This is a genomic window from Arthrobacter sp. D3-16, assembly GCF_054408515.1.
The window spans coordinates 61,287-82,734 of the sequence record NZ_CP096437.1; the positions used below are offsets into that span (position 1 = coordinate 61,287).

Annotated in this window: 22 protein-coding genes; 6 read left to right on the forward strand and 16 right to left on the reverse strand. The window is 65.2% G+C overall.

Annotated features, from left to right (window positions below):
• Positions 1 to 24 precede the first annotated feature (24 nt).
• Both M1D32_RS00330 and M1D32_RS00335 read right to left on the reverse strand, forming a co-directional pair.
• Complete coding sequence (locus tag M1D32_RS00330; protein ID WP_458780390.1) at positions 25 to 456, reverse strand: LexA family protein; 432 nt, start codon at positions 454 to 456, stop codon at positions 25 to 27.
• Between the two features lie 72 nt (positions 457 to 528).
• A complete protein-coding gene (locus M1D32_RS00335) occupies positions 529 to 1,233 on the reverse strand; it encodes an alpha/beta fold hydrolase (protein ID WP_458780391.1) in 705 nt (234 codons plus the stop codon).
• A gap of 230 nt (positions 1,234 to 1,463) precedes the next feature.
• Between M1D32_RS00335 and M1D32_RS00340 the strand changes: the two genes are divergently transcribed.
• Together M1D32_RS00340 and M1D32_RS00345 are read left to right on the forward strand one after the other, a co-directional pair.
• Complete coding sequence (locus M1D32_RS00340; protein ID WP_458780392.1) at positions 1,464 to 3,053, forward strand: sodium-dependent transporter; 1,590 nt, start codon at positions 1,464 to 1,466, stop codon at positions 3,051 to 3,053.
• Complete coding sequence (locus M1D32_RS00345; RefSeq protein ID WP_458780393.1) at positions 3,050 to 3,187, forward strand: methionine/alanine import family NSS transporter small subunit; 138 nt, start codon at positions 3,050 to 3,052, stop codon at positions 3,185 to 3,187. Before M1D32_RS00340 ends, M1D32_RS00345 begins: the two co-directional genes overlap by 4 nt.
• Positions 3,188 to 3,263: 76 nt before the next feature.
• Here the strand turns inward: M1D32_RS00345 and rsgA are convergent, their stop codons facing one another.
• On the reverse strand, positions 3,264 to 4,433 hold the full coding sequence (gene rsgA / locus M1D32_RS00350; protein ID WP_458780394.1) for a ribosome small subunit-dependent GTPase A: 1,170 nt from the start codon (positions 4,431 to 4,433) through the stop codon (positions 3,264 to 3,266).
• Between the two features lie 907 nt (positions 4,434 to 5,340).
• A complete protein-coding gene (locus M1D32_RS00355) occupies positions 5,341 to 5,577 on the reverse strand; it encodes a zinc-ribbon domain-containing protein (protein WP_458780395.1) in 237 nt (78 codons plus the stop codon).
• A gap of 145 nt (positions 5,578 to 5,722) precedes the next feature.
• Here M1D32_RS00355 and M1D32_RS00360 point away from each other — a divergent pair, with 145 nt between their 5' ends.
• Complete coding sequence (locus M1D32_RS00360) at positions 5,723 to 6,874, forward strand: GGDEF domain-containing protein (RefSeq protein WP_458780396.1); 1,152 nt, start codon at positions 5,723 to 5,725, stop codon at positions 6,872 to 6,874.
• A gap of 20 nt (positions 6,875 to 6,894) precedes the next feature.
• On the opposite strand, the gene M1D32_RS00365 is transcribed toward M1D32_RS00360, so the two are convergent.
• Positions 6,895 to 8,427, reverse strand: a complete 1,533-nt coding sequence (locus M1D32_RS00365) for a SulP family inorganic anion transporter (protein ID WP_458780397.1) — start codon at positions 8,425 to 8,427, stop codon at positions 6,895 to 6,897.
• A gap of 321 nt (positions 8,428 to 8,748) precedes the next feature.
• Between M1D32_RS00365 and mptB the strand changes: the two genes are divergently transcribed.
• On the forward strand, positions 8,749 to 10,371 hold the full coding sequence (mptB, locus tag M1D32_RS00370; protein WP_458780398.1) for a polyprenol phosphomannose-dependent alpha 1,6 mannosyltransferase MptB: 1,623 nt from the start codon (positions 8,749 to 8,751) through the stop codon (positions 10,369 to 10,371).
• A 1-nt stretch (position 10,372) separates the two neighbouring features.
• Here the strand turns inward: mptB and M1D32_RS00375 are convergent, their stop codons facing one another.
• Positions 10,373 to 11,593 carry a glycosyltransferase 87 family protein gene (locus M1D32_RS00375; protein WP_458780399.1) on the reverse strand — a complete coding sequence of 407 codons (1,221 nt, stop codon included), beginning with the start codon at positions 11,591 to 11,593 and terminating at the stop codon, positions 10,373 to 10,375.
• Between the two features lie 64 nt (positions 11,594 to 11,657).
• Positions 11,658 to 12,965: a glycosyltransferase family 87 protein gene (locus tag M1D32_RS00380; protein ID WP_458782249.1), complete on the reverse strand. Its 1,308-nt coding sequence runs from the start codon at positions 12,963 to 12,965 to the stop codon at positions 11,658 to 11,660.
• Positions 12,966 to 13,297: 332 nt separating this feature from the next.
• On the opposite strand from M1D32_RS00380, the gene M1D32_RS00385 reads away from it, so the two are divergent.
• Positions 13,298 to 13,510 (forward strand): hypothetical protein, encoded by a 213-nt coding sequence (locus tag M1D32_RS00385; protein WP_458780400.1) that lies wholly within the window; start codon positions 13,298 to 13,300, stop codon positions 13,508 to 13,510.
• Between the two features lie 36 nt (positions 13,511 to 13,546).
• On the opposite strand, the gene M1D32_RS00390 is transcribed toward M1D32_RS00385, so the two are convergent.
• From M1D32_RS00390 to M1D32_RS00425, 8 genes are all read right to left on the reverse strand, one after another.
• Positions 13,547 to 13,798, reverse strand: a complete 252-nt coding sequence (locus M1D32_RS00390; RefSeq protein ID WP_458780401.1) for a DUF3072 domain-containing protein — start codon at positions 13,796 to 13,798, stop codon at positions 13,547 to 13,549.
• 108 nt (positions 13,799 to 13,906) lie between these two features.
• The gene (locus M1D32_RS00395; protein WP_458780402.1) at positions 13,907 to 14,386 is read right to left on the reverse strand and encodes a hypothetical protein; all 480 of its coding nucleotides are present in this window, start codon (positions 14,384 to 14,386) and stop codon (positions 13,907 to 13,909) included.
• 191 nt (positions 14,387 to 14,577) lie between these two features.
• Entirely contained in the window at positions 14,578 to 15,303 is a 726-nt protein-coding gene (locus M1D32_RS00400) for an SDR family NAD(P)-dependent oxidoreductase (protein WP_458780403.1), read from the reverse strand.
• 14 nt (positions 15,304 to 15,317) lie between these two features.
• Positions 15,318 to 15,722: a VOC family protein gene (locus M1D32_RS00405; RefSeq protein ID WP_458780404.1), complete on the reverse strand. Its 405-nt coding sequence runs from the start codon at positions 15,720 to 15,722 to the stop codon at positions 15,318 to 15,320.
• A gap of 64 nt (positions 15,723 to 15,786) precedes the next feature.
• Positions 15,787 to 16,359, reverse strand: coding sequence for an MOSC domain-containing protein (locus tag M1D32_RS00410; protein WP_458780405.1), 573 nt, complete (start codon positions 16,357 to 16,359; stop codon positions 15,787 to 15,789).
• 5 nt (positions 16,360 to 16,364) lie between these two features.
• Positions 16,365 to 18,767 (reverse strand): ATP-binding cassette domain-containing protein, encoded by a 2,403-nt coding sequence (locus M1D32_RS00415; RefSeq protein WP_458780406.1) that lies wholly within the window; start codon positions 18,765 to 18,767, stop codon positions 16,365 to 16,367.
• A gap of 91 nt (positions 18,768 to 18,858) precedes the next feature.
• Positions 18,859 to 19,278 carry a VOC family protein gene (locus tag M1D32_RS00420; protein WP_458780407.1) on the reverse strand — a complete coding sequence of 140 codons (420 nt, stop codon included), beginning with the start codon at positions 19,276 to 19,278 and terminating at the stop codon, positions 18,859 to 18,861.
• Positions 19,275 to 19,724 (reverse strand): helix-turn-helix transcriptional regulator, encoded by a 450-nt coding sequence (locus M1D32_RS00425; protein ID WP_458780408.1) that lies wholly within the window; start codon positions 19,722 to 19,724, stop codon positions 19,275 to 19,277. The genes M1D32_RS00420 and M1D32_RS00425 overlap by 4 nt, the downstream gene beginning before the upstream one ends.
• Before the next feature lie 258 nt (positions 19,725 to 19,982).
• Here M1D32_RS00425 and M1D32_RS00430 point away from each other — a divergent pair, with 258 nt between their 5' ends.
• Complete coding sequence (locus M1D32_RS00430; RefSeq protein WP_458780409.1) at positions 19,983 to 20,426, forward strand: CBU_0592 family membrane protein; 444 nt, start codon at positions 19,983 to 19,985, stop codon at positions 20,424 to 20,426.
• 35 nt (positions 20,427 to 20,461) lie between these two features.
• Here the strand turns inward: M1D32_RS00430 and M1D32_RS00435 are convergent, their stop codons facing one another.
• A complete protein-coding gene (locus M1D32_RS00435) occupies positions 20,462 to 21,448 on the reverse strand; it encodes a 3-hydroxyacyl-CoA dehydrogenase family protein (RefSeq protein WP_458780410.1) in 987 nt (328 codons plus the stop codon).

The window sequence follows — 21,448 nt, forward strand, 5'->3', positions numbered from 1 at the left end:
GGCTGGCCGGGTCACAGGTACCCCTTAGACATGGTGCAGGCACCTGGTGGCGACGCCCCAAATGGTCAGTTCGCTCAGGGCTGGAACCTTGATGTCCGGGTACTTCGGGTTTTCCGCCTGCAGCACCACGCCCGTAGCGGTGATGCGAAGCCGCTTGACCGTCAGCTCCCCGTCCAGGACGGCGATCACCACGCAGCCGTCCCTGGGTTCAAGGGCCCTGTTGACGATAAGTTCATCGCCATTGCTGATGCCCGCGCGCTCCATCGAGTCGCCGGTAACGCGGACCACAAACGTGCTGGTGATGTCCTTGATCAGGTGCTCGTTCAGGTCTATCCGGCCATCGAAGTAGTCCTGCGCGGGCGAAGGATAACCGGCAGCAACTGGCACGGGCGACACCCAAGCCAGCTGCAAAGAGAGCCCCGCATCTATCACGCGGGGACCGACAATAACGCCCACAACACACCCTTATTCGAATATATGTTCGATACATTCGAGTGTACAGCGGCAGGGCGACAATGACGACGGGGGCTAGGGCGTCCGTTCCACGGCAGCGAGGATTGCGCGGGCGAGCTCCGAAGGCCTGGTGAACTGGGGCCAGTGCCCGGTGGGAAGGTCCACGTACTCGACGTCGCGCATCCGCGCCAGTTCAGCAACGAAGGGGTGGCCGCCGTCGATCCATTCCTTCAGCATCGAGGACGGAAACTCGCAGGCGATGATGGTGCCCGGTACGTCGTAGCGGCGCTCGTCACTGAGGTGCTGCTGGTCGTAGGCGACACCTTTCGGCTGGGGGATGGCCCGTGCACGGAACGCTTTGCGAAGCCCCTCGTCCAGATCCAGCAGGTCGGCGTCTTCAAAGCCCTCCCACGGCGGAAGTGGAACGTCGTCGCCGTCGGCCGGCAGTTCGTCGTTGATGACGCCCCCTTCGCCGAGGGGGCCGCTGTCCACGTAGATGGCGCGCTCTACCCGGTTTGGCCGGGCATCCAGGGCGCCGTGAATGATGGCACCCCCGCCGGAATGCCCCACGAGCACAACCTTGCCTTCGAGGGAATCGAGGAGGGCCACCACCGCATCGACATGGTCGCGGAGGCCGATCCCGGCACGGCTCGCGTCCACGGATTCGAGCCCGGGAAGCGTGAGCGGATGCGTCCGGTGGCCGGCGGCCTCCAAAGCGGGCGTCACCTCCTCCCAGGATGAGGCGTCCAACCAGAATCCGGGTACGAGGATGATGTCCATGACGGAACCCTACTACCGGGGCAGGACACAAGTCCCGAATCCCGTGCCCCCTCCGGGGCGGGACTTGCACAGGGACTTCCGGGAGGGGTGGCATCCGCAGTAAAGTCCCCGGATAGCCACTGCACCGGACACGCACCTCTACGCGAGAGAGAGCTTCACATGAACCGGACTGAGTACTGCCGCAGCCCGCGCGTTGTCAGAGTCTGGCCAAGCGTCGGGGGCGGGGCGGCATGAGCAGCGCTGCCGCCGAGAGCCGGCGCGGGGCCGGCACGGCCGCGCCAGCGAAGCGCGAGACGTTTTCCACGCGCCGGCTCTTTATCCTGTCCGCCATCGGCTCAGCCGTGGGACTGGGCAACATCTGGCGGTTCCCCTACATCGCCTATGACAATGGCGGCGGTGCTTTCCTCATCCCGTACCTTGTGGCCTTGCTGACGGCAGGCATCCCGCTGCTGTTCCTCGACTACGCCGTGGGCCATAAATTCCGGGGCTCCGCTCCGCTGGCCTACCGCAGGCTCCACCGGGTCGCTGAGCCGCTGGGGTGGTGGCAGGTCCTGGTCTGCTTTGTTATCGCGGCCTATTACGCGGTGATCATCGCGTGGTCCCTGATGTACACCATCTTTTCCTTCACCGAGGCATGGGGCGACGACGCCGAGGGCTACTTTTTCGGGAGCTTCCTTCGGGTAGCCGAGGCGCCGGGAGTCGGCTTCACCTACGTGCCGTCTGTGTTCTTTCCCCTGCTGCTGGTCTGGATAGCCGTCATCCTCATCATGGTGGCCGGGATCCGTAAAGGCATCTCCCGCGCAAACTCCATCCTGCTCCCGCTGCTGGTGGTGATGTTTGTGCTGCTGGTGGTCCAATCGTTGTTCCTGCCAGGTGCCGCCCAGGGTCTCAACGCGTTCTTCACTCCCGATTGGTCCGCCCTGGCGGACCCGTCCGTCTGGGCCGCGGCCTACGGCCACATCTTCTTCTCGCTCTCCGTGGGCTACGGCATCATGGTCACCTACTCTTCCTACCTGAAGCGCAGGACGGACCTCACCGGTTCCGGCATGGTGGTTGCCTTCGCGAATTCGGGCTTCGAGATCCTGGCCGGCATCGGCGTCTTTGCCGCCCTCGGGTTCATGGCCCAGGCCGCGGGGGCCGGCGTCAACGATGTGGTCACGCAGGGCATTGGCTTGGCATTCGTGGCGTTCCCCACCATTGTTTCGCAGGCTCCGTTCGGGGCTGTCATGGGGGTGCTGTTCTTCGGATCCCTGGTGTTCGCGGGAGTCACCTCGCTGATCTCAGTGCTGGAGGTTATCGTTGCGGCCGTGCAGGACAAGCTCGGCTGGGGCCGGATAAAGGCTTCCCTGGTGGTCAGCGTGCTGGTCGCGGCAGTGTCCCTGGCACTGTTCCCCACGGCGACGGGCCTGTACCTCCTTGACACCTCCGACGCGTTCGTCAACAGCTTTGGCATTACGCTGGGCGCGCTGGTGACCGTGGTGGTGCTGGCATGGTTCCTGCGCAAGCTGCCGCTGTTGTCAGCGCACCTTAATCACATCTCAACGGTCAAGATGCGCCGGACGTGGATGGTACTCGTGGCCGGTGTGGTGCCGCTTGCATTGATCTACATGGTGTCCAGCGAATTCATCAGCAAGATCTCCACCACCTACGAGGGTTATCCCGAGTGGTTTGTGGGCCTGTTCGGCTGGGGCATGGCCGGCGCGCTGGTGGTCCTGGCGTTAGTCCTTACCTTCATTCCCTGGAGCCGCACCTCCAAAGCGCATGATGACCCGGAGTACCAATCCATGCTGGACGAGGAAGAACAGGAGACGGCACGGTGACACCCATTGCAATCACCATGATGATCATCGCCATCCTCACGGTGTGGGGCGGCCTGGCCCTTGCGCTGCTCAACCTGAAGCGGCACCCGGAGGACGAGGGCACGCTGCCTGAGGAGCACGCCCCGGAGCTCTGACTGCCAGCCTATGACCGGTTCGAAAGTTACGGGACGGGCCACTGCTGCCGGAGATCAGCGTGGCCCGCCCTCCCCACTACCGCTTTCGGCCCGACCGGTCTTTCCGCTGGGCTGTCCCGCGCTCAGCCCACCGCTGGGATTTGCCGGCCGACACCACCTTCTGGTGCCATTCCCGCTGGTAGGCGCGCTGCGCCGCGGCGTCGCTCCGGCGGGCAAGGGCGGCCAGCTCACGCTGCAGCTTCAGGTAGTTCTGCCAGCGGCGTTCCTCCAGCACGCCGGCGGCAATCGCTTCCTGGACGGCGCAGCCAGGCTCACCCTGGTGGGCGCAGTCCGAAAACCTGCAAAGGGCTGCCAAGTCCTCAACATCGCCGAACATCTCGCCGATGCCGTCCTCGGCGTCGAACAATCCGAAGCCCCGCACGCCGGGCGTGTCCATCAGGACGGTCCCATTCGGAAGCGGCACCAGTTCCCGCGATGTGGTGGTGTGCTTGCCCTTGAAGTCGCCGGACCGCACCTCACCGGTGTCCTGGACGTCGCGGCCCACCATCGCATTGATGAGCGTGGACTTTCCGGACCCCGATGGGCCCAGGAGGACGATGGTGCCGCCTGCCGGAATGTGCGCCAGCAGTTCGCCGATGCCGTCCCCGCTTTCCGCGGACGTGATCACCACGTCCACGCCTGCGGCCTGCAGCATGACTTTCCCGACGACGTCGTATGCCACCTCGGCAAGGTCCGCCTTGGTGATGATCACCAGGGGAGTGGCGCCGGAGTCCCACGCCGCCACGAGGGTGCGCTCCAGTCGGTTGTGCGTCAGCGGCCGGTCCACTGGCACCACCACGCCCACCATGTCCATGTTCGCCGCCAGGACCTGCGCCGCAGAGGAGTCCTCGAACGCACGCTTACGGCTGAGTTCGGAGCGGCGGGGAAGGACGCCCAGGATCTGGCGCTCGCCGGCCCGGTTGGGTCCTATCCAGACCCAGTCTCCGGTTACTGCTGCTTCGCCGGTCAGCGGATAGGGCAGGTGCAGGAGGTCCGCGCCCGCTGCCACCAGCAACAGGTTGCGGTCCACGCGAACCACCCGTCCCGGCTCAGTCGCGTCCGGGAGGGAATGGTATTGGAAGTGCTGGGCAACGGCGTTGGTGTAGCCGTAAAGGAACGGGCCGCTGCTGGTGGAAGTGGACGTGCTCGATGTGTTCGTGCTTGATGTGCTGATGCTGTCCAGGGCGGTGCCTGAAGATGTTTTCACAGTGATACCTCGGGGAATGCCCCCTGCACACCGGCCGCTTTGGGCTTTGGTGTCAGGCGCTCCGCGACGAGGTCAGGCGGGGCCGGTACGATGCAGGGGAAGGGTGTGGATGATGGGTGCGGAGCGCATTGGGCGCGCGGCTGTGACAGTCATCGAAACACCTCCCTTTCCCAAGGGGGACTGGTATCAAGTCCCTCATGCCGGAGCCGAACGGCGCCGGCATGCGAGCACCTCCGAGGAGGTGCCGATCCGGTCCTACTGTAGCTGCGGGCGGCGGGATCCACCAGAGTGTAGTTGAAGATCCCCGCGTCGGCCGCTGAACGACAATGTGGTGCAACTGCCAGGGCCGCTGGTCCGGTTCTGGTTGGGTTTCCGCTAATCATGGACACCGCTCAGGGCCCGGTTCACAATGAGGGGTGTGGTGGTCTGCCCCTGATGCTCCGAGTGCCGGCGGCCCAGAGCGTCAGTTGGTCACGGAGGAGGAATAATGCGGATGACGTTGATAAGGGCGGCCGTATTTGCTGCCCTTGTTGGAAGCATGTTTTGTATTCCTGCTGCGGCCATTGCCTCCGAAGGCTTCGGAACCGCGGTGGTTCAGGTCCTGGCTGCCTCACCGGGAGTTGCCCCGGGACAGCAGCCCTCACCTACGGATGCCCCGACCGGACCAACCCCCGCGCCAACCGGAACGGCAACTCCGGCCGAATCGTCACCGCCTCCTCCAGGAGGTCCGAGCAACACCGGAGCGGCCCAGGCGAACGACAGTACAGCCCTCGTGATTGCTGTTGCGCTCATCTTGGGCATTCTGCTCGTGGTGTTCTACCTGTGGAGACGGCGGAGATCGGTGCCGGACCTGTAAAAGGGAACGATAAGCGTCCGGCAGGAACCACCGCCTGGAACAAACAGCCTTCTAGCGCTGGAGTTCCAGCGCCCGCTTTTCCCGTGCGGAGATCCTCGAGACGTAGCCGCAGTTCGTGCAGGTGATCTGGTAGGACCGCGACGTAGTGAACACCGGGATGAAGAACAGGGTGAACTTCGTCGCCTTCTCCTCGAGGTGGTGGTGCACGAAGGAGCGGCAGTACTGGCAGGTTGCCGCCTTGCCGGGAAGTGCCTTAAGTACCGTCTTGAAACCGAAAAGAAGAAGCATGGGTTTTGCCTTTCGGGGGTTGTCCTGCGGGCTATCTGACAACCCTAAGCCCTGCGAAAGGCCGCGCGGTTCGCCTGACAGGCTCGCGGACCGGTGTAATACTTGGGGTCGGCACGCTTTTCGGCATCGGGGGGACTTCGGCTAAATGCTTCTTGATACCGCCACATTGAGAATCGCCTTTGGCCTGATGGCATTGGTGCTGGTCTTCCTCTTCTACTTCTCCGCCTACCGGATCACACGTTCGCCGTACAGCGGCTGGTGGTGCCTGGCCCTTATCTTCTTCCTCATGGGAGCTGCTTGTTTCCTGCTGGACGGGACAGCCCACCAGGTCTGGGCGAATCCGGCAGGCAACGTGCTGTTGGTGCACGGCGGGGTTGCAGTGTGGGCCGGCGCCCGTTCGCTGCGGACGGTGCCGCCGCCGAAGTGGGCCTTCACCGGCATTCCGTTGGTGACCCTGATAGCCTCCGTCCTGGACAACCCGGCCACCAACACGTGGTCTGGGGGCCCAGTGTTCCTGGCGGCCATGAGCCTGACCATCGGCCTGGCATCCCGCGAGCTCTGGAGCCTGGAACCGGGTTATTCGCGCGTCCGGATTCCGATGGCCGTGGCCGCTGGAGGACTCGCCGTCTTCTACTTCTTCCGCTGGCTGGCGTTTCTGGTGGAGGGCCAGGACGGGCCCACGTTCGTCACGGTCTTCGGCTCGGGCGTCACCACCCTGATCACCATGGTGCTGCTGGTGGTGGTCTCGTTCAGCATGGCTGCGCTCAGCAGCGAACAGCAGACAAGGGCCCTGCGCGTGGTGGCTTCCCGCGACGACCTCACGGGGCTCCTCAACCGCAAGGCCTTCCTGGATCTGGCTGCCGAGCAGTTGGCGGACCGGACCATCACCAGGGGTTCCGGGACCCTCATCCTCGCCGACCTGGATCACTTCAAATCCGTCAACGATACCTATGGGCACGCCGCCGGAGATCTCGCCCTGCAAGCCTTCGCGGATGCCTGCACAGCGACGGTCCGCTCCACCGACCTGGTGGGGCGGTACGGCGGTGAGGAGTTTGTCCTTCTTTTGCCCGGGACCAGTGCGGAGCGCGCCGAGATGATCGCCGAGGAGATCAGCCGGCGCCTGGCATCGGCACCGTCAGTGGAAGGGATGGAGATGCCCACCGTCAGTTACGGGATTTCCACGTATGACGCCGACACCAGGAAGCTGGATGACCTCATCGCTACCGCGGACGGCGCCTTGTACATGGCCAAGTCGCTGGGCAGGAACCGCGTTACCCGCAGCGACCGGATGAACTAGCGGCCAGGGGAGTGCAGGCATCAGCTGCCGGCGTTAAGCTTTCCGGCCAGCCGCTCGCGCATTTGGATGCTGGCGGAGTTCAGGCCGAGCAGTTCAACCTCCCTGCCGTGGCGCCGGTACTTCTCGGTCACGGCGTCCAGTACGGCGATGGTCGAGGCGTCCCACAAGTGTGAGGCGTGCAGGTCCACCACCACCCGGCTGATCTCCGGCTCGGCGTCCAGCGCGTACTGGAACTGCATGTAAAGATCGTTGGACGAGGCAAAGAACAGCTCGCCGTCCACCGTATAGGTGGCAACATTTTCGCCGTTGATCTCCAGCACCGTCCGCTCAACGGTGACGAAGTGGGCGACCCGCCGGGCGAACATGGCCATGGCTGCCAGCACGCCGACCCCGACGCCGATGGCCAGGTTGTGCGTGGCCACCACCGCACCCACCGTGATCAGCATGACGGCGGTTTCCGACTTGGGCATCCGCCGCAGGGTCCGCGGGGCTATCGAGTGCCATTCGAAGGTGATGGCGGAGACGAAGATCATCACCGCCACCAGGGCTGCCATGGGGATGAGGCCCACCACGTCACCCAGCACCACCACGAGGACCAGCAGGAAGACGCCGGCCAGGAAGGTGGACACGCGGCTGCGCGCCCCGGAGCCCTTGACGTTGATCATCGTCTGGCCGATCACCGCGCAGCCGCCCATGCCGCCGAGGAACCCGGTGACGATATTGGCAACACCCTGCCCCCACGATTCCCGTGTCTTGTTGGAGCGGGTGTCCGTGATGTCGTCCACCAGCTTGGCGGTCATCAGGGATTCGAGCAGGCCCACCAGCGCCATGGACAGCGAAAACGGCGCCAGGACCTGGAAGGCCTCCCACGTCAGCGGGACGTTCGGAAGGAAGAAGCCGGGCAGGCTTTCCGGCAGTTGGCCCTTGTCATTGACGGTGGGGACCTCCATGCCTGCAACTACGGCAACCACGGTGAGCACCACGATGGCAACCAGCGGCGAGGGCACCGCCGTCGTCATCCTTGGCAGCCCCACCACGATGACCAGGCCTGCGGCGACGAGGGGGTAGACCAGCCAAGGGACGCCGATCAGCTCCGGCAGCTGGGCCATAAAGACCAGGATGGCCAGCGCGTTGACGAAGCCCACCATGACCGAACGCGGGATAAAACGCATCAGCCGGGTGACGCCGGCCACCGCGAGGAGGATCTGGAATAGGCCTGCCAGGATGACGGCCGCAATCAGGTAGTCGAGCCCATGGCTGCGCATCAGCGGAGCGATCACCAGCGCCACGGCACCGGTTGCAGCCGAGATCATCGCGGGCCGGCCGCCCACGAAGGAGATGGTGACCGCCATGGTGAAGGAGGCGAACAGGCCGATCCGCGGGTCCACGCCCGCAATCACCGAGAAGGCGATAGCTTCGGGAATGAGCGCCAGCGCCACCACCAACCCGGCGAGGGCTTCCGTCTTCAGCCGCCGGGGGGAGCGCAGCGTGGCACGCACGGACTGCAGTTGCTGGGGCGAGGGCGCCTTGTTCTCGGCAGTGGAAACAGCCATGGTCCGGGCTCCAATCGGGCATCGGAAGCGCGGCAGCAGGGGAAGAGCGCGCCTTCACAGGGGTGGGTGGTCAGGAAGGAAGGCGCTTCCTTGCGCCGGGATGAAAGAGTCGGCCGGGCACAGGCGGCGTGCGCAGCCCGGACTCTCCAACTTTACGCGGGGCCGCGGGGGAGCCTGCACGGGCGCACGTTGTCAAACTGTGGCTTCCGGCCCGCCGTCATCCGGAAGCACGGAGAAGCCCGGCTGGTAAAATAGCCGGGTTGCAGGGCGGCCTTTTCGCTGGTGCAACCAGCGCCGTAACGAAGTAGGGGACCAACAATCATGACGGCAGGCGGTGCACACCTCGGGACGTCGGAAGGCCAGCCAGGCTCACCGGCAACCTCCGTCGCCGAGCCCGCCAAGCGCCGCGCTTACGTGGCAACCATTGAGGGGTTCCTCGGCGCCCTCATGATGTTCGTCGGTTCCATCGGCACCGGCTGGATCGCCAACGGCTCGCCCATGATCCGCCAGCCCGTGGTCATCGCGCTCCGCACGGAAGGGTGGGGAGTAACGGTTTCCACCATCCTGCTGACGGTGGGCGCCATGGTGCTGATGCGTTCGTGGCTTCGGCTGGGGCAACGGCTGGCTGATTGGGGCATCTCGTCCCTCCGGTCCGTTGTTATCGCCATCTCCGCCTGGTCCCTTCCGCTGCTTTTCTGCGTGCCGGTCTTCTCCCGTGACGTCTACGCCTACACGGGCCAGGGCCGGCTGGTGATGGAGGGCCAAAACCCGTATGAGGTGGGTATCTCCACCCTCAGCAACTGGTTCTCGCTCGGCGCAGACCCTGCCTGGGCGGAGAACAGGACCCCGTACGGCCCTTACTTTCTGTGGCTGGCGCGCGCCGTCGTCGGGCTGACCGGAGCCCAGCCCGATGTTTCCGTGCTGCTCTTCCGCCTCCTCGCCGGCGCCGGCGTCCTGCTCTGCGTCATCTACGTGCCCAAGCTGGCGGAGCTGCACGGAATTAACGGTGCGCGGGCACTGTGGATCTCCGTGGCCAACCCCCTGTTCCTGATCAGCTTCATCGCCAGCGCCCATAATGACGCACTCATGGTGGGCCTCGCCGTCGCCGGCGTCTACTTCGCAGCGACGCGCCGCTACCTGCTGGGCATCCTCCTGGTCACCGCCTCCATCGGCATCAAGCCGATTACTGTGCTCCTGCTGCCGTTCATTGGCGTCATGTGGGCGGGCCCCTCTGCCTCCTGGCTGCGCAAGTTCCTGATCTGGGGCGCGACGGCGGGCATCAGCTTCGGCGTCCTGGCCGTCAGCGGCATCCCGTACAACCTGGGATTGGGCTGGACCTGGGCCATCATGGACCCCACTCCCGGCTACACCGGTTACTCGCCGTCAGGTTTCCTGGGCCAGCAGGTGGAGTTCCTCGCCAACGTGCTGGGGCTGCCAGGGGGGACGTTGGCCACGCTGCTGCGGACGGGCATGAAGTACGCCGCCATCGCACTGGTCCTGCTGCTGATGTTCCGCGGGGACTACTCGCGGGCGGTGCGCAGGATGGCCCTGGCGTTCACCGCCGTCGTGATGTTGTCGCCCATCATCCAGCCCTGGTACATCCTCTGGTTCCTGCCGTTCCTGGCTGTCACCGGCATCCGGGACGACTGGCAGATCCGGTCGTTGTACGTTGGCGTGACCTTCTTTGTGGTGTTCGGTGCGCAGGACCAGCTCTCCGTGTGGTCCTTCGTCGAGCTGCCCATCGACGCGTCGTCGCTGGCCTTCGTGACGGCCCTGGCCTTCACGTTCTATCTTTTATTCCTCGACGTGCATACACGGAAACTGCTCATCGACGGAAAACCTCTGGACCTCGCAAGGCGGGGCTGGACCTGGATTATCGCCAGGCGTGAGGCGCGGCGCCTCCGGGCCGAGCAGCCCGATCGGCAGCAGCTGGGAAGCCGCTGAATTAGGCTTCGGCAGACACGGCGGCAGGGGACTTCCTGCCCAGTTCGGCCGTCCGCTTCACGGACCACCAGAGCAGCACCACAAGGAGCACATTGCGGGTGGTCAGGATGGCCGCCATCACCGGATGGGCATGAATCAGCGGCGTGTAGAACAGCGGATAGATCACGAACGTGGTCATGGCGATCCCCATCAGCAGGGCCGCCGGGACCTTCCACCTGTTCCAGTCGTGGGTGAGGCCCGCAATGATCACCGGCGCCAGCCAGATGATGAACTGCGGCGAACCCACCTTGTTGAACACGATGAACGCGGTGACCATCATGAGGGAACCTTCGAGGAACAGTTCCTCGCGTTCGGCGCCGCGGTTCATGGCGCGGACCAGCAGGATCGCGGCGCCCACCGCCGCGAGGATGAGGAGCGGCTGCATCAGGAACGCCGCAGTGCCGGCGCCCGGGCCGTAAACCTCGGTGGAGTTGATGGCAGTGTTGTCCGCCATTTTAGAACCGGCGATGTTGAAGACGCTCAGCCAGACCCACGGCGTGGAGAAGGTGGCTTCGAGCTGCATGCCGCGCTCGCCCTGGTTGGTCAGGAAGTCCATGATGTGCGGCAGCCCGCCGGACAGCCATGTTCCCAGCGCGACAACCGCCGTCACCACCACGCCGGAGAGGACCACCTGGATCCGTTTCTGGCTGGCAATAACGATGGGCGCCAGCACGGCCGCCGGCCACACCTTGATCCAGGTGGCAATGCTCAGCAGGATGCCCGCCACTACCGGCCGCTGCGCCGCGTACAGCAGCGCGATCAGCACGATGGGGGCGGTAATGCCTTCCACCCTCGCAAAGCTGAGGTAGCCCATAAAGACGGTGAAAAACAGCCACCACCAGGCCGGGGCAACGCCGCTCCTTTTCCGCGGGCCGCGGGTGAGGAAGGCCAGCCCGACGGCGTTGAGGGCCGTGATGATCAGGAACCACACCAGGAGGTACAGTGCCGGCCCGGCGATGTTGGCGAGGAAGATGGGGATCTGCGCCAGCACGGGGTACACCCACGGACTGATCTTCCCGTCGAGGTTTTCCGGGTTGTAGCCGGCCGTGGCCCACTGGCGGTACTGCTCGGTGTCGCTGAAGGTATCGCCGTGCAGGAAGAAGGACGCCATCCAGCCCAGGAAGTAAAGGTGGACGACGGCGAAGCCCCACCACACGCTGGACGGGCGTGCGAACCAGCCCACTGCCTTTGCGGGAAGGACTTTGGTGCGGACGCTGACCAGCCGGTCGAAGAACTTCGTGGAAATCTTAGGACTCCTTCAGCGCGGGAGCGGCTGCAGGGGCCTTTTTGCCCAGCGAGTACAGGCGCCGGACGCTCCAGAGGAACAGGACCACGAGGAGGACGTTTCGGATGGTCAGCACCAGGGCCATCCACGGGTTGTTGTGGCTGAGGGCGTCGTAGAACAGGGGATAGATGAAGTAGGTGGCCACGGCGATGACGATCAGCATGGTCGCGGGGATCCGCCATTCCCGCCAGCTGTGGGCCAGCCCGACGGCGACAGCCGGGGCGAGCCACACCATGAACTGCGGGGAGCCCACTTTGTTGAAGACCACGAACGCGGTGGCCAGGGTCAGGGCGCCGGCCAGGAGCAGTTCGCTGCGGTCCACGCCGCCGCTGAGTTTGCCGTTGTGCAGCGCCCAGAACGTCAGGCCGGCCACCAGCAGGGCGGCGAGGATCAGGAGGGGCTGCATCAGCACGGACATCAGGGCGGTGCCGGGGCCGTCCACCTGCATCGAGTTGATGTCCGTGTTCATGTACATGCGGGAATCACCGATGTTCAGGACGGACAGCCAGAGCCAGGGGGTGGTGAAGGTGGCTTCGAGCTGCATGCCGCGGTCGCCCTGCTGGGTGAGGAAGTTCAGGAGCTTCGGAAGGCTGCCTGCCGCAGCGGCCAGCGCAACCACAACCGCCGACGTCGCAATTCCGGCAAGCACCACCAGGATCCGGTTCTTAACGACGGCGAACAGGGCCAGCATGACGGCGGCCGGCCAGACCTTCACCCAGGTTCCGATGGCCAGCAGGACGGAAGCGATGAATGGCCGGCCCACGCCGTAGGCGAGGGCCACGAGGACAAGCGGCGCAGTGAGGCCGTCCACGCGGGCGAAGCCGAGCCAGCCCATGAGGAAGGTGAAGACCAGCCACCACCAGCCGGCGGGGATGGCCTGGCGGTCCCGCCCCCGGTTGGTGAGTTTCAGCAGGGCCCAGCCGTTGAGCACTGTGGTCATCAGGACCCACAGGAAAAAGAACGGCCCGGGACCGGCAACGCCTGCGATGGCCATGGGGATCAGCGCGAGGATCGGGTAGACCCAAGGGCTGGGGCCGCCGGTGAGGTTGGCGTCGTCGAACCCTGCCATGGCCCAGTCACGGTAGATGAACGTGTCACTGAAGGCCTCGCCGCGCAGTGACAGGGAAGCGGCGAAGACAAGGAAGACCAGGTGCACCACAATGAATCCGCCCAGCAGTCCGCGCCCGGTATTCAGCTGCGACTGGAAGGACGCCGGGATGATGACCTTGCGGATCCGGGTGAGATTGCCGAAGAAAGCGTCGGTGGAAATGGCGGAATCCTTGTCAGGTCGTTGCACATCAAGGTCGTTGCGCAATGGTGCACGGGTCTTGCCGGGAGGCTTCTCCGGGGCATTGGAGGCGTTCAAAAGCAGCTTCCACTCCCCATTAACTCTAATTGACCATGCCTCGGGCCCGTAATTGCTGCGCTTGCCTGATGGAGTACGTGCCGCTGACCTGCGGTTCTAGATTAGTTGATTTTTCAAGTTGCTGGTGGTGGTCTGCTAGGGCATCATGAACTGGGCAGTAACATGCCCTGCCACGTCGGTAGCTTGGGGGAGCGGAACGGCGTTTGTCCCACCCCTAAAACACTAAGGCTAGACCCATGACCGCTGACAACTTCCCACTGACCCTGACCGTCGCCGACCGCGAGAGCATGGATAGCCAGCTCGACGCCGCCGTCACGGCCGCCAAGGCCCACGCGCTCGCCGAGAAGCGCCACGGCATCCTGGTGACGCGGCACGGCGTGGACAAGTTCACGGTCGCCCTCAGCGAGACCGTCCCCTTCGGTCTTACCCGCGAGCACCAGGCCTGGTAGCCCCGGCGCGCCTGTTTCCCTGACGGCGCCCTATCCTCAGGCGTTGCCGGATTCGTCCCCGGAGAGCCGTCCGCTGCGCCCCTGGAGCCGGTCGATGTGCTTTGACGCCTCGGCCTTGCTGAGGTCCGCAGGGAGTTCTTCGCCTGCTTCACGGGCCAGCGTATCCAAGTAGCTTCGCTGCGCTGCGGTCATGGGTTCGTCGCCGGTTACCCAGTCTTCCGGGTCCCGGTTCAGGCCTGCATCCGGTTCAGGGGTCGGGCTGCCGATGGTTTCGTTATTTTCACTCATGCCTGAAATTCTAGGCGCCCCGTACCCTCAGGCCCGGAGATTCCCTGCAGTTCCGCCCGCACGTGCCGAACTGCCAAACAGTGGCGCGGATATCAGCGGGTGGTCCGGCTACCTGTACCACCCCACGGAACGGTCGTAGCTGGATACGAGGGCTCCTGTGCCGGGTACGCCGCCCCCGCCGGCCGGGAAATAGATGGCTCCGAACTCGGCGCCCTGGGCGTCGATGCGTTCCCGCGCCCAGATTTTGGCCTCCTCGATGTCCTTGTGGGGAATGCTTTCCCGTGTCCTGTGACCTGCGCCGAGATGGATGTCCAGTTGATACTCCCCCTCCTGCGAAGCACCGGCGTGATGGGCGCGGTCTTGTTCATCGCGCCTGCTGACCAGCACTTCGGCTGCGGCATGGAGGATCGACGGCTCGCTGGCGGCGCTGCCCCGCTGCTGCTGTTCAATGCGGAGCCCTGAAACGACGTTCTCCACCGTGTCCCCGTCCCTGACTTCATAGGCAGCGTCGCTGACGTCGGATTCTGACCCCCCGACGCTTTTCAGGTTCTGCATAAATTGCTCGGAGCTGGACTGTGTGGAGTTCATGCACCCTCCTTGAGGGCTATTCGCGGCGAGTGCCGACCCCACCCACACTAGACCTATATGGGTGCCTCAAACCGGTGCTTCCCAAGGATGATTTGGGCCGACACAACGGGAGGCGGGAAAGAGGTTGAATCACGCCTTCCATGTCCTATGTGTTCCCCGTGCGGCGGCCTGCCTCGGGCGCGGGAAGGACGCTAGGTCAGGAGCTCGCCGGTGACCTGCGCGAGGTGGTTTAGCAGCCCGTTCTGGAACCGCTCGTCGTGGACGGCCGGGTGTGCTTTCTGCCGGTGCTGGTGATACCAGTAGCCGCCGCTGGCAAGTGCCTCCGGGTCGTCGCTTGTGGCAAGCCACTCCTGCGTGCGGTGGCCGAGACGGAGATCGTCCGGAGCGCCACGCCCGCCCATCCTGGTGGGCACCCAACCGGGGTCGACGGCGTTGCTGAGGACGTCGGGCCACAAACGGGCGACGGTGGCGGCCAGGGCGGTGACGTAGAGCTTGCTGTCCGAGTAGGTCACCTTGTGAGCGCCCGCGTCGATGCTGTCAAGGTTTGCCCGGCCGCCGCGGTGCATGCCGCTGCTGAGGTAGACCAGCCGCCATGGGCGGGGGATCAACACGGTGAGAAGGTAGGGTGCCACAACGTTCACCTGGAAGATATGCGGGCCGTGAAGCACTCCGGCGTTGTGGACCACAGCGTCGACCGGACCAATCTGGTTCACTTGGTCGGCAACGTTGCGGATCTGCTCGACGTCGGACAGGTCGCCCACCACGCACGCCGCGCCGCGGTCAAGCAGGTCCTGCACGGCGTTCAGGCGGCCCGAGTTGCGGACATGCACGATGACCTGGCGGCCGTCATTCATAAGGGACTGCGCTGTGGCCCGTCCCAGGCCGTCGGCTGAGCCCGAGATAAAGATGCGCGCCATTACTCTTTCCGGTGCTACGCGGGCTGCCCGTCAAGATGCGTTTCCCTGGCGGCGGCGGGAATAGCGCCCTGGAGAACCCAACGGTTGCCGTCCGGGTCGGCAAAGTAGGCAAACTGCACACCGCCCAGGTCCTGGACGTCACTGATGTCCGCGCCCCGGCGGACGAGTTCGGCGCGCGTGGCATCCATGTCCGGTACTACAAGCTGCAGCCCCTCAAGGCTCCCTGGCGCCATGCTGGTCATGCCCGTGCCTATGACGATGGAAGCAGCCGAACCAGGCGGCGTCAGCTGGACCACCCGCATGCCGGGAATGTGCTCCACATCGTGATCGAGGACGAAGCCCAGCTTCTCCGTGTAAAAGGTTTTGGACCTGTCCACATCCGCGACAGGTACCTGCACAACTTCAAGGCGCATCTCCATCCGCCCACAGTACCCCCAGCACCGCCACCGGGCAGCCTAAATGGGGGCTGCTGCGGGTAAAGTCCTACGGCAGGCGGCTTGGCCGCAACAGAGTCGGTACACCCGCCTGCGCAGGATCCAACGGCACGGGGCTTACCAGTACTGCCGGTCCACGATGCAGGAAGCCGCTGGAAAGTGCCCGGCAGCGGATACCGCCCCGGCCCCGCATGGCCGCATGCCCGCCCGGCGCGAGCACCTCGTTCATCCAGGCACAGGGGTGGGCCGGGCGCCCGCCGTGGAACTCGACCCTGGAACCGCCGGATTCGAGTGCGAAGTCCTGACCCAGCAGGGGAGCCAGGTGCGCTCCCCTGAGGATGACGTTCCGGCGCGTGGCCAGGGGATTAAACGGCCCGGCACCAAGCTCCGCGGCCATGGCTTCAAGGGCCTCGACGGCGAACAGCGTCACCGCAGCGTCCATGTGTGCGGCCTTGCCGAAAAAGCGGTCGCCCACAATGCCCTTGCCGGCCACCACCTCCGCGGACACGGCGTCGAACGTTGGCACGTCCGCCGCGCCGTCCTTCGCACGGCCGAAGTACGCATGCGCCGGCGAGATCAGCAGGTGCAGGATCTCGACGCCGTACCTATAGGTCTCCGTCATGCCGCCTATCCACAGACGTAGGCCGCGAGGTGTTTGCCGGTGAGGGTAGCGGCTCCAGCCACAAGATCAGCGGGCGTGCCCTCGAAAACGATCCGGCCGCCGTCGTGCCCTGCTCCCGGCCCGAGGTCGATGATCCAGTCGGCGTGCGCCATCACGGCCTGGTGATGCTCGATGACGATCACGGACTTGCCTGATGCAACCAGCCGGTCCAGCAGGCCCAGCAGGTTCTCCACGTCCGCCAGGTGCAGGCCGGTGGTGGGTTCATCGAGGACGTAAACGTCGCCCTTTTCGGCCATCTGGGTGGCGAGCTTAAGGCGCTGGCGCTCGCCGCCGGAGAGCGTGGTGAGCGGCTGGCCGAGGCTGAGGTAGCCCAGGCCCACGTCTTCGAGCCGCGCAAGGATGGTCCGCGCCGCTGGGGTCCTGGCCTCGCCCTCGGCGAAGAAGGCGGCCGCCTCCGTCACGGACATGGCCAGCACGTCCGCGATGTTCCGGCCTCCCAGCGTGTACTCCAGCACCGAAGCCTGGAACCGCCGGCCCTCGCAGTCCTCGCACGGGGACTCCACCGTTGCCATCACGCCCAGCTCGGTGAAGATGACACCGGCACCGTTGCACGTGGGGCAGGCACCCTCAGAATTTGAACTGAACAGCGCCGGCTTAACCCCATTGGCCTTCGCGAACGCCTTGCGGATCGGCTCCAGCAGGCCGGTGTAGGTGGCCGGGTTGCTGCGGCGGGACCCGCGGATGGCACCTTGGTCGATCACCACCACACCCTCACGCTTCGCAACGGAACCATGGATGAGGGAGCTCTTGCCCGAGCCGGCTACCCCGGTGACCACCGTGAGGACACCCAGGGGGATGTCGACGTCGACACCCTGGAGGTTGTGCGTCGACGCGCCGCGAACTTCCATCGCCCCTGAGGCCTTCCGGACTGCATCCTTCAGGGCCGCACGGTCGCCGAGGTGGCGACCGGTGATGGTGTCGCTGCTCCGCAGGCCCTCAACGGAACCCTCGAAACAGACCGTTCCGCCTTTGGTCCCGGCCCCGGGACCAAGATCGACCACATGGTCGGCGATGGCAATCGCCTCAGGCTTGTGCTCCACGACGAGCACGGTGTTGCCCTTGTCCCGCAGCTGGAGCAGCAGCTGGTTCATCCGCTCGATATCGTGCGGGTGGAGCCCGATGGTGGGTTCATCAAAGACGTACGTGACGTCGGTGAGTGAGGACCCGAGGTGCCGGATCATCTTGGTGCGCTGGGCCTCGCCGCCGGACAGGGTGCCGGCCGGCCGGTCGAGGCTGAGGTAGCCCAGCCCGATGTCGGAGAACGAGTCGAGCAGGTGCTGGAGGCCCTTGAGCAGGGGCGCCACCGAGGGGTCCTTCAGGTCGCGCACCCACCCGGCGAGGTCGCTGATCTGCATCTGGCACAGCTCGGCGATGTTTTTGCCGTTGATCTTCGAGGACAGCGCCTGCCGGGTCAGCCGGGTCCCTTCGCAGTCCGGGCAGGTCTGGAACGTGACGGCACGCTCCACGAACCGGCGCACGTGCGGCTGCATCGCCTCGGGGTCCTTGGCCAGCATCGACTTCTGGATTTTGGGGATGATGCCCTCGAAGGTCAGGTTGACGCCCTCCACCTTGATTTTGGTGGGCTCCGCGTACAGCATCGTGTCCAGCTGCTTCTTGGTGAATTTGGAGATCGGCTTGTCCATCGGCAGGCCCATGCCTTCGAAAAGCCGCCCGTACCAGCCGTCCATGGAGTAGCCCGGGACGATCAGCGCGCCGTCATTAAGGGACTTATCGTCGTCGTACAGCGCTGTCAGGTCAATGTCGCTGACTGCACCCATCCCCTCGCACCGCGGGCACATGCCGCCCAGGTAGACGGCCTGCTGGACCACTGTCTTTTCCACCCGTCCGCCCTTGTCGGTGGACATCACGCCGCTGGCCTTGCGGGTGGGCACGTTGAAGGAGTACGCCGTGGGCGGGCCAACATACGGAGTGCCGAGCCGGCTGAAGAGGATCCGCAGCATGGCGTTCGCGTCGGTGGCCGTGCCCACGGTGGAGCGCGGGTTGGCGCCCATCCGCTCCTGGTCAACGATGATCGCCGTCGTCAGCCCCTCCAGGAAGTCCACCTCGGGACGGGCCAGTGAGGGCATGAAGCCCTGGACGAACGCACTGTAGGTCTCGTTGATCATCCGCTGCGACTCTGCAGCGATGGTAGCGAACACCAGGGAGCTCTTGCCCGAGCCGGACACACCGGTGAACACCGTCAGCCGGCGCTTGGGCAGCTCGACGCTGATGTCCTTGAGGTTGTTCTCCCGCGCGCCCTGGACGCGGATCAGGCCGTGGGTGTCGGCAACGTGCAGCCCGTTCGCCCGGGGATCGGTGTTCGTGTCGGTACTGGTGTCCGTGCTCATCGGGTCTCCATCTATTGGGCTGCGATTGTTCGTTTCAGGGGAGCCTGCGACTGCAGCCTCCCCCCGCGCCGCTGGTTCCAATCGTCCCAGTTCAGGGCTGTTGGTTGATTCGGACGGTGTTGCCTGCAGGATCGCGGAAGGCGCAGTCGCGGATTCCGTAGGGCTGGTCGACAGGTTCCTGGACGACGTCGGCCCCGGTGGCCTCCACTCTGGCGAACGCGGCGTCCACGTCCGGGGCGGACAGGATGACGGTGGCATAGGTGCCCTTGGCCATCATTTCAGCGATGGTGCGGCGTTCGTCGTCGGTAATTCCCGGGTCCACCGCCGGCGGGTGCAGGACGATGGAAACGTCGGGCTGGCCCGCCGGGCCCACGGTAATCCAGCGCATGGTGCCGCGGCCTACGTCATTGCGGACCTCGAAGCCCAGGGCGTCGCGGTAGAACGCCAAAGAGGCGTCGGGATCGGTGTGCGGAAGGAAACTTGAGCTGATGGTGATGTCCATGGCAGTCATGCTAGTTGCGGCTCCGGCGCGGGCGCTTCTCGATTCCTGACCGGTCTGGTGACCTGTTTTGCCACGCACGCCGGAATGCCCGCGGTCGATACGGCGGCTTCCTGTTTATAAGCGCTTGGGGGCATCCCTACCAGCTCGGTAAAGCGCGTGCTGAAGGTGCCCAAGGAGGAACAGCCGACGGCGAAGCATACCTCGGTGACGGAAAGGTCACCGCGGCGCAGGAGCGCCATGGCCCGTTCTATGCGTCGGGTCATGAGGTAGCTGTAGGGCGATTCCTGGTAGGCGAGCTTGAACCTGCGGCTGAGGTGCCCGGCCGACATATGGACTCCGCGGGCGAGGGATTCGACGTCCAGCGGCTGTGCATACTCCCGGTCGATGCGGTCCTTAACGCGGCGCAGGTCCCGGAGCTCACGCAGGCGTGCATCCGGGAGGGGGCTGGTGGTCACCTTTCAGATGGTGCTACCTGGCGGGGGAGTTGTCCATAGGCGGCATCCTGGGCGCCCGGGTTGGAGTGGCTCCTGGGCGGAGTATGATTATCCCGCCGACCAACAAATAAGGTCCTCGCCCCGCACGGGCTTGAGTAAACGCTTTGTCCGGCTATGCCTGATTATCCAGCAACGGCGTCCGGCAAAAAGACATCTCCAACCCGCAATGAACGCCGCTGCCCAGCCTCTGGGCGCCGGGCACCACCTTGAAAGGACACCATGGAACTGCTGTGGGAAATCGCCGGCTGGGCCGGTGCGGCGGCGATCCTCAGCGCGTACCTGGCCGTGTCCATGGGCTGGTTGAAGGCCGGCCGGGGCTTCCAGACGGCAAACCTGCTCGGCGCCATTGCCTTCATCATCAACGGCACTTTCCACGGAGCGTGGCCTTCCGTGGTGACGAACGTCGCCTGGTTCCTTATTTCCGCCATCGCGCTGATCCGGATGCGTTCGACCGATGAGCCGACGGCGGCGCCTGTTGAGCCGCCGCCGGTTCAGTTCCCGGGCGTCCCGGACACAACGGGCCAGATCGCGGTTGTTGAGGCCGTTACTGCTGCCGTCCACGGCGACGTTCCGGCACGCGCGGCTGCCTGCCACGCCAGCCTGGGCCATGAAGGCTCCCTGCATGCCGTGCCAAAGGCAACCGGGGTGCACGAAGGGCGGTAACCCGCTTCTGCAACCGGCACGGCTGCGAAACTTTACTAACTGATGGGTGCCGGGCCCAGGTCGTCCAGCAGTTTCTGCATGGCCACGTACGCCTTGTTCCGGTAGGCGATCAGCTCGGGAGTCCGCTCGGCCGGGACGTTAAGGAAGCCCGCGCCGGTCTTGGTGCCGAGCTTGCCCGCGTCCACCAGGTCGCTGAGGATCTTCGGGGTGGCAAAGCGCTCCGGGAAATCCTTCTGCAGGGACTTGTAGCAAAAGTTGTACACATCCAGCCCGGCCATGTCAGCGATGGCGAACGGGCCGAAGAACGGCAGCCGGAACCCGAAGGTGGTGCGGACCAGGGTGTCCACGTCGTCCGCCGTCGCGATGCCCTGCTCCACCAACTGCGCTGCCTCGTGGAAGAGCGCGTACTGCAGGCGGTTGAGGACAAAACCGGTGGCGTCCTTGACCACGGCCGTCTGTTTGCCGGCCGCGTGGACCAGCCCGCGGACGGCGCCGATCGTGGAGGCCGACGTGCCGGCGTGCGGAATGATCTCGACGCCCGGGATAAACGGCGATGGGTTGGAGAAGTGAACACCGAGGAACCGTTCCGGGTTGGCGACTGGCCCGGACAGTTCGGCAATGGAGATGGTGGAGGTGTTGGAGCCGATGATGGCGTCGGCCCGGGCGGCGGCACTGATGCGGGCAAGTGTCTGGTGCTTGATGTCGATTACTTCCGGGACCGCTTCCTCTATGAAGTCCGCGTCCGCGACGGCTTCCTCGATGTCCTTGGCGGCCCAGAGGTTCTGTTTCAGGATTTCGGTGGCTCCCGCGGGAAAAAGCCCGTCGGCCACGAACTGGTCAGACTCCACCAGCAGGCGGTCGTAATTGCTCCGGGCCACCTCTGCGGAGACGTCGGAGAGGGCCACGTTGGCTCCGCCCAGCGCCAGGACCTGGGCGATCCCGCCGCCCATGTAGCCGGAGCCGATGATGGCGATTTTTCGGCCGCTGCCCGGGGAGGCCGGGTTGGATGCTGTTTCGGTCAT